Source organism: Leifsonia sp. TF02-11 (assembly GCF_017565305.1).
Classification (GTDB): Bacteria; Actinomycetota; Actinomycetes; order Actinomycetales; family Microbacteriaceae; genus Leifsonia.
This window is the reverse complement of the sequence record NZ_JAGEKP010000004.1, coordinates 181178-194279: the sequence shown is the minus strand read 5'-3', so window position 1 is coordinate 194279 and position 13102 is coordinate 181178. Positions and strand designations below refer to the sequence as shown.

The window sequence follows — 13102 nt, the reverse complement described above, 5'->3', positions numbered from 1 at the left end:
GAACCCGCACCGGTTGAGGTAGTGCGCGCCGTGGACGTCATCGGCGCCGGTCGCGTTGTCCGTCACAGTCCTACGAATGGAGGCCGTGCGGAAGGGGCTCCGGCTGGCGAGCACCTCCAAGTATAGGTAACACGCACGAAACACGGGGTGTTCCTGCAGGTCGGTGCGCTACCCGGCGGCGCACGGGCGCGGAAAGCCACCGGTGCCGCGGTTGTCGTAGACTTGTGCAGGGCTGTAACAAACCGTTTCTTCACGCCCCGTCATCCCGGAACCGAACCGCACGAGGAGCAATGGACGTCGCCGTAGAGAGCCGTGTCGAGCCGGCGAGCCGCATCGGCGTCGCACGCAAGGTCAAGGCGTACATCGCCCTCACCAAGCCGCGGGTCGTCGAACTGCTCCTGGTGACGACCGTCCCGACGATGATCCTCGCCGCGCACGGCATCCCGAATCTCTGGCTCGTGCTGGCCACGGTCGTCGGCGGCTACATGTCGGCGGGTTCGGCCGGCGCGTTCAACTGCTACATCGACCGCGACATCGACCGCGTGATGCGGCGCACCAAGAACCGACCGCTCGTCACCGGCGAGCTGAGCGACCGTGAGGCCCTCGTCTTCGCGTGGGCGCTCGGCGTGGCCTCCGTGCTGGTGCTCGGCTTCTTCACCAACTGGCTGGCCGCGGCGCTGTCGGTCGGCGCCATCCTGCTCTACGTGGTCTTCTACACGCTGATCCTCAAGCGCCGCACCGCCCAGAACATCGTCTGGGGCGGCGTCGCCGGCTGCATGCCGGTGCTGATCGGCTGGGCCGCTGTCACCGGGTCGCTCGCCTGGCCGCCCGTCATCCTCTTCGGCATCATCTTCCTCTGGACGCCGCCGCACTACTGGCCGCTCTCGATGAAGTACCGCGAGGACTACAAGGAGGCCGGCGTGCCCATGCTCGCCGTGGTGCGCGGGCGCACCGTCGTCGGCCTGCAGGTCATCCTCTACGCGTGGGCGATGGTCGCCTGCTCGCTGCTGCTCATCCCGGTCGGCCACATGGGCCTCGTCTACTCGGTCGTCGCCATCGGGGCAGGCGGCTGGTTCCTGTACGAGTCGCACCGTCTCTACAACCTCGCGATCCGCCACGAGCGCGTCTCGCCGATGCGCGTCTTCCACGGCTCGATCGCCTACCTGACGCTCATCTTCCTCGCCGTCGCGATCGATCCGCTGCTACCGTTCTGAGCGTGCAGGCGCTGAGGACGGCGCGGCTCGTGCTCGACACGCCGCGCGAGACCGACATCCCGGCCGTCCTCGAGGCCTGCGCCGATCCGGAGCTGCTGCGCTGGATCCCGCTCCCGGAGCCGTACACGCTCGAGAACGCGGAGTTCTTCGTGCGGTCGTACTGCCCGCACGGGCTCGCGAGCGGCCGGTTCACGGTGTGGGCGGTACGGGAGAGCGACACACTGCCGTTGGTGGGTGCCGTCGAGGTCCGCAGCGACGAGTCGGCAGGTGCGGCCTCTCTCGGTTGCTGGCTCACGCCCTCGGCGCGGCGAAGGGGGGTGATGACGGAGGCGGTGACAGCGGTGTGCGCGCACGCGCTGAGCCCGGACGGGCTGGCCTTCGAGCGACTGCGCTGGGAGTGTCTGCCGGGCAATGAGGCGAGCAGGAGACTCGCCGAAGCCGTGGGCTTCGACTTCACGGCGGCGGAGCCGCACGCCGTCGACTTCCGCGGGGAGCAGCGCCAGGCGCTGACCGGAGAGCTACGCCGCGACGGCCTCCGCGGCTGAACCGGCCGCGACCTCGTCGCGCGGGGCCGGGGCCTTCAGCGACAGGATGACCGCTGTCATCACCGACGCGAGCGTGGCGGCCAGCATCATGTGGATGCCGACGAGGATGCCGGGGAGCCCGGTGTTCGACTGGATCAGGCCGACCGCGATCTGCATGACCTCGACGGCGAGCAGGTAGAGGGCGTAGCGGTGCACCGGGGTGGTGCGGATGCGCCACGACCCCACCACCAGAACCAGTGTCAGCGCGAAGGTCACGTAGGCCGGGATCGCGTGGACGTGCTCCAGGATCTCGGGGTTGAGCCCGTTGCGCGGTGCGTTCGCGTCCCCCGCGTGCGGGCCGGATCCCGTCGTGAGGATTCCGAAGACGATCGTCAGGGCCACGAAGAAGCTGGTGAGATGTGCCACTCCGGCGAACCATCCCGGGACCGCGCGGACCCGCGGGCCCGGCACCGCGTAGACCCGCACCACGAACGCGGTGCACAGTGCCACAAGCACGATGGACACGACGAAGTGCAGTCCGACGACATACGGGTTCAGCCCGCTCCACACCGAGAGGCCGCCGATCACCGCCTGTGCGGGGATCATCAGGCCGGCCAGCAGCGTCAGCCAGAACAGGTCGGAGCGCTCTGTGCGAAGTCGCAGGATCGCGATGAACGCGACGATCGCGACCACTCCCAGGCCGGCGCTGAGCACCCGGTTGCCGAACTCGATGAAGCCGTGGATGCCCATCTCCGGCGTGTTCACCAGCGAGTCCGCCGTGCACTTCGGCCAGGTCGGGCAGCCGAGGCCGGAGGAGGTCAGCCGGACGAGTCCTCCGGTGCCGACCAGAACGATCTGGCCGATGAGGTAGATCCAGGCGATGACCTTCAGCCGCCCGTCGACTCGGTCGGGCAGCCACGCGATGATGCGCTTCATAAGTTCCTGGATTCCTCAGATCTCGTTCGATACTCGGCCAACGTGCAGGCGCGCCTCTACTTTTACCGCGCTTCACCTGTAGAATTGGTGGGTTCGAGGAGCGCGCCTCGGTGCGCGCGCCCACGGGCGGCGCAGCGCGACCCGCCTCCTCGGACAGTCTAGGTACGCAGTTGCGCCATTCGCACAATCACGACAACCATCGCCGACGGTCTCGCGCCGCGCGACGGGAGGAATGAGCCGGACTGATAGCCGGTTACGAATGGTAGGAAACGAGGTAGATATGTCAGACATCCTGATCGATCGGCCTGAGCTCGCCTCTCTGGGGCAGTACGAGTTCGGCTGGGCGGATTCCGACGCTGCGGGTGCTTCCGCGCGCCGGGGGCTCTCTCCCGAGGTGGTGAAAGACATCTCCGCACTCAAGAACGAGCCCGAGTGGATGCTGCAGCGTCGCCTCAAAGCCCTCCAGCTCTTCGAGCGCAAGCCGATGCCGACCTGGGGTGCCGACCTCTCGGACATCGACTTCGACAACATCAAGTACTTCGTCCGCTCCACCGAGAAGCAGGCCCAGAGCTGGGAAGACCTGCCAGAGGACATCCGCAACACCTACGAGAAGCTCGGCATCCCCGAGGCGGAGCGCCAGCGCCTCGTCGCCGGCGTCGCCGCCCAGTACGAGTCCGAGGTGGTCTACCACCAGATCCGTGAGGACCTCGAGCAGCAGGGCGTGATCTTCCTCGACACCGACACGGCGCTCAAGCAGCACCCCGAGATCTTCGAGGAGTACTTCGGCACGGTCATCCCGGCCGGCGACAACAAGTTCGCCGCGCTGAACACGGCCGTCTGGTCCGGCGGCTCGTTCGTCTACGTTCCCAAGGGCGTTCACGTCGAGATCCCGCTGCAGGCCTACTTCCGTATCAACACGGAGAACATGGGCCAGTTCGAGCGCACGCTCATCATCGCCGACGAAGACAGCTACGTGCACTACATCGAGGGCTGCACGGCGCCGATCTACAAGTCCGACTCGCTGCACTCCGCGGTCGTCGAGATCATCGTCAAGAAGAACGCCCGCGTGCGCTACACGACCATCCAGAACTGGTCGAACAACGTCTACAACCTCGTCACCAAGCGCGCGACCGCGGCCGAGGGCGCGACGATGGAGTGGATCGACGGCAACATCGGCTCCAAGGTGACCATGAAGTACCCGTCGATCTACCTGATGGGGGAGCACGCCAAGGGCGAGACCCTCTCCGTCGCCTTCGCCGGCCCCGGCCAGCACCAGGACGCCGGCGCCAAGATGATCCACATGGCGCCGTACACGCAGTCGTCGATCGTCTCGAAGTCGATCGCGCGCGGCGGCGGTCGCGCAGGTTACCGCGGTGAGGTGCGGGTGGACGCCAACGCGCACCACGCCGCCAACACCGTGCGCTGCGACGCCCTCCTGGTCGACACGATCTCGCGCTCCGACACCTACCCGGCGATCGACATCCGCGTCGACGATGTGCAGCTGGGCCACGAGGCGACCGTCTCGCGCGTGAGCGAGGAGCAGCTCTTCTACCTGATGTCCCGGGGGCTCCCGGAGGACGAGGCCATGGCGATGATCGTCCGCGGCTTCATCGAGCCGATCGCTCGTGAGCTCCCGATGGAATACGCACTCGAACTCAACAAGCTCATCGAGATGGGCATGGAAGGCTCTGTCGGCTGATATGACGACCCCCAGTACCCCGACGCCCTCTGTCACGATTCCGCAGACCACGGAGGCCGCGCCGGCTCCTACGCACATGCGCGCGCCCGTGCCGGTGCAAACCCGCTCCGAGCGGTTCACCTCCACCGACGTCGCCGATTTCCCCGACGTCACCGGCCGCGAGGTCATGTGGAAGCACACGCCGGTCGCCCGCCTCGCCGAGCTGATCTCGGGCGAGCTCGACGGTTCGCCGTACGTGTTCGACCTGACCGCGGCCCCCGGCGTGACGGCCTCCTGGATCGCCCGAGACGACGCCCGCATCGGCGCCGCCGGCATTCCGGAGGACCGCGCCTCGGCGAACGCCTGGACGAACTTCGAGCAGGCGCTGCTCGTCTCGATCACCGGCGACGACGTCAAGGAGGCCACGCTCACTCGCGCGGCCCTCGGCGGCGGCGCGCGCGCAGCGCACACGGTCGTGGAGGTCGCCCCGGGCGCCCACGCGACACTCATCCTGCAGAACAGCGGGGCGGCCCACCTCACCGAGAACGTCGAGTTCCTTCTCGGCGCCGGCGCCGATCTCACGGTCGTGTCGGTGCAGGAGTGGGACGACGACGCGCTGCACGTGTCCGCGCACTTCGCCGAGCTCGCCGAGGGCGCGCGCATCAAGCACGTCGCCGTCACGCTCGGTGGCGGTGTGGTCCGCCTCAACCCGTCGGCGCACCTCGCCGGCGCGCGGGCGGACGCCGAACTGCTCGGCGCCTACTTCGCCGACGCCTCGCAGCACCTCGAGCAGCAGGTGTACGTGCACCACGACGGCCCGGAGACCCGCAGCCGCGTCACCTACAAGGGCGCGCTGCAGGGTGAGGGCGCCCGCACGGTGTGGATCGGCGACGTGCTGATCGGCCCGAAGGCCGTCGGCACCGACACGTACGAGCAGAACCGCAACCTCGTCCTCACCGACGGCGCCCGCGCCGACTCGGTGCCGAACCTCGAGATCGAGACCGGCGACATCGTCGGCGCGGGCCACGCGAGCGCGACCGGCCGCTTCGACGACGAGCAGCTCTTCTACCTGCAGTCCCGCGGGATCCCGGAGGATGAGGCGCGCCGCCTGGTCGTGCGCGGCTTCCTCTTCGAGATCGTGCAGCAGATCGGCTCGCCCGCACTGCAGGAGCGGCTTCAGCAGGCCATCGAGGCCGAGCTCGCGGTGTCCGTCACGGCGGCGAGCTGATGGCGGGTACCCGCGTCGCAGCAGCGGCGGAGCTCGTCGAGAACCAGGCGACCCGTGTGGTCGTCGACGGCGTCCCCATCGCCGTCGTGAAGGACTCGGCTGGCGACATCCACGCCATCGGCGACACCTGCACGCACGGCGAGATATCGCTGTCCGAAGGCTTCATCGAGGGGGAGACGCTCGAATGCTGGGCGCACGGCTCCCAGTTCTCCCTCATCACCGGCAAGCCGCTCAACCTCCCGGCCTACGAGCCGGTTCCCGTCTTCCAGGTCGAGGTCATCGACGGAGACGTCTACATCGACCCGACCGCCACGAAAGAGATTCAGTAAACACATGTCAGTCCTCGAGATCCGCGACCTGCACGTCACCGTCGAGACGGACCAGGGCACCAAGCCCATCCTCAACGGTGTCGACCTGACCATCCGCGAGGGTGAGATCCACGCCATCATGGGCCCCAACGGCTCGGGCAAGTCCACCCTGGCCTACACGATCGCCGGCCACCCCAAGTACACCGTCACCGGCGGCAGCATCACGCTCGACGGCGAGGATGTCCTCGCGATGACCGTCGACGAGCGCGCCCGCGCCGGCCTGTTCCTCGCCATGCAGTACCCGGTCGAGATCCCCGGTGTCACCAACACCAACTTCCTCCGCACCGCGAAGACCGCGATCGACGGCCAGGCGCCGGCGATCCGCACCTGGGTGAAGGACGTCCGCGAAACCATGGGCCAGCTGCGCATGGACTCCTCGTTCGCCGAGCGCAACGTCAACGAGGGCTTCTCCGGCGGCGAGAAGAAGCGCAACGAGATCCTCCAGCTCGAGCTGCTCAAGCCGAAGTTCGCCGTGCTCGACGAGACCGACTCCGGTCTCGACGTCGACGCGCTCAAGGTCGTGTCGGAGGGCGTCAACCGCGCCAAGGCCAACACCGGCCTCGGCATCCTCCTGATCACGCACTACACGCGCATCCTCCGCTACATCAAGCCGGACTTCGTGCACGTGTTCGTCGCGGGCAAGGTCGCCGAGCAGGGCGGCCCCGAGCTCGCGGAGCGCCTGGAGGAGGAGGGCTACGACCGCTTCGTCGACGCCCCCGAGTCCGCGTCCGCTGCGGCGGGCGAGCTGGCCGAGGCCTGAGCGCCGAGCCGCGGAGGTAGAATTCCGACATGCCCGCCACGCTGAGCCCGGCGCTCTTCGACGAGGTCGAAGAGGCGCTGAAGAACGTCATGGACCCGGAGCTCGGGATCAATGTCGTCGACCTGGGCCTCATCTACGACCTGGCCTGGGATGAGGAGAACAACGCCCTCATCATCTCGATGACGCTCACGAGCGCCGGCTGCCCGCTCACCGACGTGCTCGAGGAGCAGACCGCCGAGAGCCTCGACGGCATCGTCGAAGCCTTCCGCATCAACTGGGTGTGGATGCCGCCGTGGGGTCCCGAGCGGATCACCGACGACGGCCGCGACATGATGCGCGCCCTCGGTTTCGCCATCTAGCTTTTTCCACGCAATCCGTTCCTCACTTCCTCCCGCCGCGCCCCGGCGTGTCGCGAGAGGAAGTGAGGAACGGATCGCTGGTTTCTGAACGTAAAGGACTACTGCTGTGCTTGCCGTGCAAGGGCTCGAACTCCGCGTGGGAGCGCGCCTGCTGATGGAGGACGTCAGCTTCCGCGTCGCCGACGGCGACAAGATCGGGCTCGTCGGCCGCAACGGCGCGGGCAAGACGACGCTCACGAAGGTGCTCGCTGGCGACCTCCTGCCGACGGCGGGGAAGGTCGACCGGTCCGGCGAGCTCGGCTACCTCCCGCAGGACCCGCGCTCCGGCAACCTCGACGACCTGGCGCGCACGCGCATCCTCGACGCCCGCGGTCTCGGCACGATCGTGCTCGGCATGCAGAAGGCCACGCACGACATGGCCAGCGACGACGCCGCTGTGTCGGCCGCCGCGATGAAGACGTACGGCCGGCTGGAGGAGCGCTTCCATCTGCTCGGCGGGTACGCCGCCGAGGCGGAGGCCGCCTCCATCGCCTCAAACCTGAACCTGCCCGACCGCATCCTCGAACAGCCGCTGAAGACCCTCTCGGGCGGTCAGCGCCGTCGCATCGAGCTCGCGCGCATCCTCTTCTCCGACGCGCGGACGATGATCCTGGACGAGCCGACCAACCACCTCGACGCCGACTCGATCGTCTGGCTGCGCGACTTCCTCAAGGGCTACTCGGGCGGTTTCATCGTGATCTCGCACGACGTGGAGCTTGTCGGCGAGACGGTCAACCGCGTCTTCTACCTCGACGCCAACCGTCAGGTGATCGACATCTACAACATGGGCTGGAAGAACTACCAGCGCCAGCGGGCGGCGGACGAGGAGCGACGCAAGAAGGAGCGGGCGAACGCCGAGAAGAAGGCGTCGGCCCTCCAGCTGCAGGCCGCGAAGTTCGGCGCTAAGGCGACCAAGGCCGCGGCCGCGCACCAGATGGTGGCGCGCGCCGAGAAGCTGCTCGCCGGTCTCGACGAGGTGCGTCAGGTCGACCGCGTGGCCAAGCTGCGCTTTCCGACCCCTGCCCCGTGCGGCAAGACCCCGCTGCAGGCCTCGGACCTGTCGAAGAGCTACGGTTCGCTGGAGATCTTCACGGCGGTCGACCTCGCGATCGACCGCGGCTCGAAGGTCGTCGTCCTCGGCCTGAACGGGGCCGGCAAGACGACGCTGCTGCGGATGCTCGCCGGCGTCGACCAGCCCGACACCGGTGGGGTCGAGCCGGGCCACGGCCTCCGGATCGGCTACTACGCGCAGGAGCACGAGACGATCGACGTCGAGCGTTCCGTGCTGCAGAACATGGTGTCGTCGTCGCCGAACCTCACCGAGACCGAGGCCCGCAAGGTGCTGGGCTCGTTCCTCTTCACGGGCGACGACGCGCATAAGCCGGCCGGCGTGCTCTCGGGCGGTGAGAAGACGCGCCTGGCGCTGGCGATGATCGTCGTGTCCGGGGCCAATGTGCTCCTGCTCGACGAGCCGACGAACAACCTCGACCCGGCCAGCCGTGACGAGATCCTGGACGCGCTGGCGCACTACGAGGGCGCCGTCGTGCTGGTGAGCCACGACGAGGGCGCGGTGGAGGCGCTGAACCCCGAGCGCGTCCTCATCCTCCCGGACGGCGTCGAGGACCACTGGAACAAGGACTACCTCGAGCTGATCTCGCTCGCCTGAGCTTCTCGCGGGCTCAGCGGCCAGCGTCGAGGAGTTCGTCCTCCACGTCGGCGTCGGTGCGCCTGGCGGCCCGGCGGCGGGCCCGCTCGGCTGCGCGCTCCTTCTCGGCCGGATCGTGCTCGTTGCGCTTGCGGTACTCGGTGACCAGCGCGTAGCCGAGGCCGAAGAAGCCGATGAGGGCGAAGATGATCCACTGGATCATGTACGACCAGTGCAACCCCTCGTCCTGCGTCGGCGGGCCGGTGACCGTCGGCGCCGGAGCGCTGGCCGGGTTCGGCTTCTGCGAGTCGAGCAGACCGTAGGCGCCCGTGTAGACGTCGGCGCCGCCGAGCTTCTCTTTGACGACGGAGAGCTGGATGGTGCCCACCTGCATGCCGACGCCGGTGCGGCCCTGGATGGCGGGCTCGCTGGCCTTGAGCCGCGCGATGACCGTGACGGTCCCGGAGGGCGCGGGCGGCACGTGGTCGGGCGCGTCCGTGTTGTTGCCGGTCGGCACCCAGCCGCGGTCCACGATGAAGAGCGAGCCGTCGGAGGTGCGCAGCGGAGTGAGAACTTCGAACCCGGGGCTGCCGTTGAACGGTCGATTGCGCGCGAGCAGCTCCTTGTCCTTCTCATAGGTGCCGGTCACCGTGACGCGTGTCCACTCCTGGCTCGGTGAGTACGCTGTGAGCGACGGGAGCTCGTCGGCGAGGGGGACGGGGCGCGAGTTGAAGTTCTGGGAGATCAGAGCGTTCGCGGCAGCGGCCTCCTTGCTGCGGGCGAGCTGCCAGTTGGAGAGGAAACCGCAGGCGATCGCGAACACGATCGCGAACGCGAGGTAGCCCAGCCAGCGGCGCGAGAAGGCGAAGCTCCACCCGCCGGCCGGCCGTGGGGCGTTCTCGTCGGCGTCCGGCTGCCCGGGCGCGTCGGCCTCATGCCGCTGCGGGCGCTCGGTGGCCGTCACGCGCTGGTCCGCTCGCCGCCGTCATCCGCCAGCGCGACGACGGATACCGGGAACTCACGCGCGGCCAGGAACTCGCGCAGGTAGTCCACGTGCTCGGCGCACGCCAACCACACCTTCACACGATCGGCCGAGTGGATGCGCGGGTTGCGCCACTCGATGCGCCACGACGCGGTGTCGCGGCAGCCGGCGCGCGAGCAGGTGAGCGGGGCCGGTTCGCCCAGTCCGATCACTCGTCCTCCTGTCGGTCGCCGTGCGCTCCAGGCGGAGGAGGCGTCATGGGAAGGATATTGCCCGGACGCTGTGCTTCTCCTTGACGCGGGTCGGCGCCCACGTTGGCGATGACCACCGCGAAGTACGGCAGGAAGATCGCACCGACCAGCGGGATCGCGGCCCACGGCCAGCCGATGAAGAGCGCGACGATGATGCAGACGATGCGGACCCCCATGGCGACGGCGTATTTGATCATCCGGCGCTTGCGCTCTTCGTCCGGGGAGAGCGGGAGATTCGTGATGGACGGGCGTGACTGCTTCATGTGCGTTGCCTCAAGCGTACGTCCATAAACTGGTACCCGGCCCGCACGGGGTCGATTCGTCGAAAGGACCGCCTCCATGACCACGCCACGCACCGTTCTCGTCACCGGAGGCAACCGCGGAATCGGCTACGCCATCGCCGAGGAGTTCCTGGCGCAGGGTCACCGCGTGGCCGTCACGGCCCGTTCCGGCGAGGGCCCCGCGGGTGCGCTGACGGTGCGCGCCGATGTCACCGACGCGGCGTCGGTCGACGCGGCGTTCAGCCAGGTGGAGGCCGAGTACGGCCCGGTCGAGGTGGTCGTGGCGAACGCCGGCATCACCAAGGACACCCTGCTGATGCGCATGAGCGACGAGGAGTTCGACACGGTCGTCGAGACGAACCTCGGCGGTGCGTTCCGCGTGGTGAAGCGCGCCTCCAAGGGCATGCTGAAAGCGCGCTGGGGCCGCATCGTGCTCATCTCGAGCGTGGTCGGCCTGTACGGCTCCGCTGGACAGGTGAACTACGCGGCCAGCAAGTCCGGCCTCGTCGGCATGGCGCGCTCGATCACCCGCGAGCTGGGCGCCCGCGGCATCACAGCCAACGTGGTCGCTCCCGGCTTCATCGAGACCGACATGACGGCAGCGCTGCCGGAGGCGCAGCAGGCCGAGTACAAGAAGAACATCCCTGCCGGCCGCTTCGCGTCGCCGAACGAGGTCGCGCGCGTCGTCACGTGGGTGGCCGGGGACGACGCCGGCTACGTCTCCGGCGCGGTCATCCCGGTTGACGGCGGCCTCGGCATGGGGCACTGACCCGTCGAGGGGCACGTTGTTGTCCCTTTCGGACTCCGAAAGGGACAACAACGTGCCCTTCGCGGCGGCGACCAGCGCGGTGAGCGCGTTCAGGGCGGTCAGCCGCGGAGTCCGAGCAGCGGGAGGACCTGGGCGAGATCCTGCCGGTCGATCACCAGGTCGGCCTCCGCACGGACGCGCGGCTTGGCGTTGAACGCCACCGCAAGCCCGGCTTCCGCCATCATCCGGAGATCGTTGGCGCCGTCGCCGATCGCGATCGTCTGCCGCAGATGCACTCCGCACTCGGCGGCCCAGAACAGCAGGGCCTGCGCCTTCGCGGCGGCGTCGACGACAGGGCCGTCGACCTCGCCGGTCAGCACGCCGTCGCTCACGGCCAGCCGGTTGGCGCGCCAGTGGTCGAGGCCGAGCCGCTCGCCGAGCGGGTCGAGGAGCTCGTGGAAGCCTCCGGAGACCACGCCCACCTCGCCGCCGACGGCCTGGACGCCCGCGATCAGCTCCGGCACGCCGTCGGTCACGCGGATGCGTTCGCCCACGCGCTCGAAGACCTCGACCGGCAGGCCGGCGAGGGTGCGCACGCGCTCGCGGAGGCTCTCTTCGAAGTCGAGCTCGCCGCGCATGGCGCGCTCGGTGATGTCGGCGACTTCAGTGCGCGAGCCGGCCTCCTCGGCCAGCAGCTCGATGACCTCGTCATGGATGAGGGTGGAGTCCGCGTCGAGCACGACGAGGAACCGGGCGGCCCGTTCGGAGGGACGGGAGCCGTCGTGAGGATAGCCGGTGCTCATGGGACGACGTGCACACCCTTGCCGACGACGGTGATGCCGGACTCGGTGACCGTGAACCCGCGGGCACGGTCGCGGTCGGGATCCACGCCGATGCGGGCGCCCTCCGCGACGACCACGTCCTTGTCGAGGATCGCCCGGCCGACGAACGCGTTCGGTTCGATGACGGCGCGCTCGAAGACGACGGAGTCCACCACCTTGGCGCCGGAGTCCACCGTCGCCCACGGTCCGAGCACGCTGCGCTCCAGGTGGGCGCCCGAGATCACGGAGCCGAGCGACACGATCGAGTCGATCGTCGTGCCGAGCGCCCCGCGGCCGTCCCGCACGATCTTCGCCGGGGGCGAGTTGAGCACCTGGCTGAAGATCGGCCACTCCCGGTTGTAGAGGTTGAAGACGGGGAGGGCGGAGATCAGGTCCGTGTGCGCCTCGAAGAACGAGTCGATCGTCCCCACGTCGCGCCAGTAGTAGCGGTCGCGGTCGGTCGACCCCGGCACGTCGTTGTGGTTGAAGTCGTAGACCCCGGCCTCCCCGCGCGACACGAAGTCGGGGATGATGTCGCCGCCCATGTCGTGGTTGGAGTCCGGCCGGTCGCCGTCGCGCACCACCGCGTCGATGAGGGCGTCGGCGTCGAAGACGTAGTTGCCCATCGAGGCCAGCACTTCGCCGGGGGAGTCGGGCAGTCCGACCGGGTCGGTCGGCTTCTCGCGGAACGCCGCGATGCGCGATGTGTCCTGGCCGTCCACTTCGATCACGCCGAACTGGTCGGCCAGCGAGATCGGCTGGCGGATGGCGGCGACGGTCGCCGCTGCGCCCGAGTCGATGTGCGCCTGCAGCATCTGGCCGAAGTCCATCCGGTACACGTGGTCGGCGCCGACCACGACGACGATGTCGGGCCGCTCGTCGCGCAGCAGGTTGAGGCTCTGGAGGATGGCGTCGGCCGAGCCGCTGAACCACCGCTTGCCGAGCCGTTGCTGGGCCGGCACCGAGGCGATGTACGAGTTGAGCATCCCGTCGAGTCGCCAGGTCTGCGAGACGTGGCGGTCGAGGCTGTGCGACTTGTACTGGGTGAGGACGACGATCTGGCGCAGCTGCGAGTTGATCAGGTTCGACAGGGCGAAGTCGATGAGGCGGTACTGCCCGCCGAACGGCACCGCCGGCTTGGCGCGGTCGGCGGTCAACGGCATCAGCCGTTTGCCCTCCCCACCCGCGAGGACGATGCCGAAGATCTTCTTGCCTGCTGCCATAGGCACCACAGTAGAGGCAACCGGAGGGCTGTACTAGCGTTCTCG

At 68.7% G+C, this 13102-nt stretch carries 15 protein-coding genes; 9 read left to right on the top strand and 6 right to left on the bottom strand.

What is annotated here, in order from left to right:
* Positions 1–290 precede the first annotated feature (290 nt).
* Positions 291–1214, top strand: coding sequence for a heme o synthase (locus JNB50_RS06755; protein WP_208039354.1), 924 nt, complete (start codon positions 291–293; stop codon positions 1212–1214).
* Between the two features lie 2 nt (positions 1215–1216).
* Positions 1217–1759: a GNAT family N-acetyltransferase gene (locus JNB50_RS06750; protein ID WP_307794629.1), complete on the top strand. Its 543-nt coding sequence runs from the start codon at positions 1217–1219 to the stop codon at positions 1757–1759.
* Here the strand turns inward: JNB50_RS06750 and JNB50_RS06745 are convergent.
* Positions 1733–2674 (bottom strand): heme A synthase, encoded by a 942-nt coding sequence (locus tag JNB50_RS06745; RefSeq protein ID WP_208039353.1) that lies wholly within the window; start codon positions 2672–2674, stop codon positions 1733–1735. The two genes, JNB50_RS06750 and JNB50_RS06745, sit on opposite strands and share 27 nt — an antisense overlap.
* Positions 2675–2954: 280 nt before the next feature.
* On the opposite strand from JNB50_RS06745, the gene sufB reads away from it, so the two are divergent.
* From sufB to JNB50_RS06715, 6 genes are all read left to right on the top strand, one after another.
* Positions 2955–4373, top strand: a complete 1419-nt coding sequence (gene sufB, locus JNB50_RS06740) for a Fe-S cluster assembly protein SufB (RefSeq protein ID WP_208039352.1) — start codon at positions 2955–2957, stop codon at positions 4371–4373.
* Position 4374: 1 nt separating this feature from the next.
* Positions 4375–5580: a Fe-S cluster assembly protein SufD gene (gene sufD, locus JNB50_RS06735; protein WP_208039351.1), complete on the top strand. Its 1206-nt coding sequence runs from the start codon at positions 4375–4377 to the stop codon at positions 5578–5580.
* Positions 5580–5909, top strand: coding sequence for a non-heme iron oxygenase ferredoxin subunit (locus JNB50_RS06730; RefSeq protein ID WP_208039350.1), 330 nt, complete (start codon positions 5580–5582; stop codon positions 5907–5909). Before sufD ends, JNB50_RS06730 begins: the two co-directional genes overlap by 1 nt.
* 4 nt (positions 5910–5913) lie before the next feature.
* Positions 5914–6708, top strand: coding sequence for a Fe-S cluster assembly ATPase SufC (gene sufC / locus JNB50_RS06725; protein WP_208039349.1), 795 nt, complete (start codon positions 5914–5916; stop codon positions 6706–6708).
* A 29-nt stretch (positions 6709–6737) separates the two neighbouring features.
* Positions 6738–7067 carry a metal-sulfur cluster assembly factor gene (locus JNB50_RS06720; RefSeq protein WP_055916008.1) on the top strand — a complete coding sequence of 110 codons (330 nt, stop codon included), beginning with the start codon at positions 6738–6740 and terminating at the stop codon, positions 7065–7067.
* A gap of 106 nt (positions 7068–7173) precedes the next feature.
* On the top strand, positions 7174–8772 hold the full coding sequence (locus JNB50_RS06715) for an ABC-F family ATP-binding cassette domain-containing protein (RefSeq protein ID WP_307794628.1): 1599 nt from the start codon (positions 7174–7176) through the stop codon (positions 8770–8772).
* A 13-nt stretch (positions 8773–8785) separates the two neighbouring features.
* Here JNB50_RS06715 and JNB50_RS06710 read toward each other — a convergent pair whose 3' ends face one another.
* Genes JNB50_RS06710 through JNB50_RS06700 form a run of 3 tightly spaced genes read right to left on the bottom strand, consistent with a single transcriptional unit; the run spans position 8786 to position 10247 of the window.
* Positions 8786–9715, bottom strand: coding sequence for an SURF1 family protein (locus tag JNB50_RS06710; RefSeq protein WP_208039348.1), 930 nt, complete (start codon positions 9713–9715; stop codon positions 8786–8788).
* Positions 9712–9942, bottom strand: coding sequence for a hypothetical protein (locus JNB50_RS06705; protein ID WP_374222252.1), 231 nt, complete (start codon positions 9940–9942; stop codon positions 9712–9714). Before JNB50_RS06705 ends, JNB50_RS06710 begins: the two co-directional genes overlap by 4 nt.
* Complete coding sequence (locus JNB50_RS06700) at positions 9942–10247, bottom strand: DUF3099 domain-containing protein (protein WP_208039346.1); 306 nt, start codon at positions 10245–10247, stop codon at positions 9942–9944. Before JNB50_RS06700 ends, JNB50_RS06705 begins: the two co-directional genes overlap by 1 nt.
* A 76-nt stretch (positions 10248–10323) precedes the next feature.
* On the opposite strand from JNB50_RS06700, the gene fabG reads away from it, so the two are divergent.
* Positions 10324–11034 carry a 3-oxoacyl-ACP reductase FabG gene (gene fabG, locus JNB50_RS06695; RefSeq protein ID WP_208039345.1) on the top strand — a complete coding sequence of 237 codons (711 nt, stop codon included), beginning with the start codon at positions 10324–10326 and terminating at the stop codon, positions 11032–11034.
* Positions 11035–11132: 98 nt separating this feature from the next.
* Here the strand turns inward: fabG and serB are convergent, their stop codons facing one another.
* Together serB and JNB50_RS06685 are read right to left on the bottom strand one after the other, a co-directional pair.
* A complete protein-coding gene (serB, locus tag JNB50_RS06690; RefSeq protein ID WP_208039344.1) occupies positions 11133–11816 on the bottom strand; it encodes a phosphoserine phosphatase SerB in 684 nt (227 codons plus the stop codon).
* The gene (locus JNB50_RS06685; RefSeq protein WP_208039343.1) at positions 11813–13057 is read right to left on the bottom strand and encodes a glucose-1-phosphate adenylyltransferase; all 1245 of its coding nucleotides are present in this window, start codon (positions 13055–13057) and stop codon (positions 11813–11815) included. The genes serB and JNB50_RS06685 overlap by 4 nt, the downstream gene beginning before the upstream one ends.
* Positions 13058–13102: the final 45 nt, after the last annotated feature.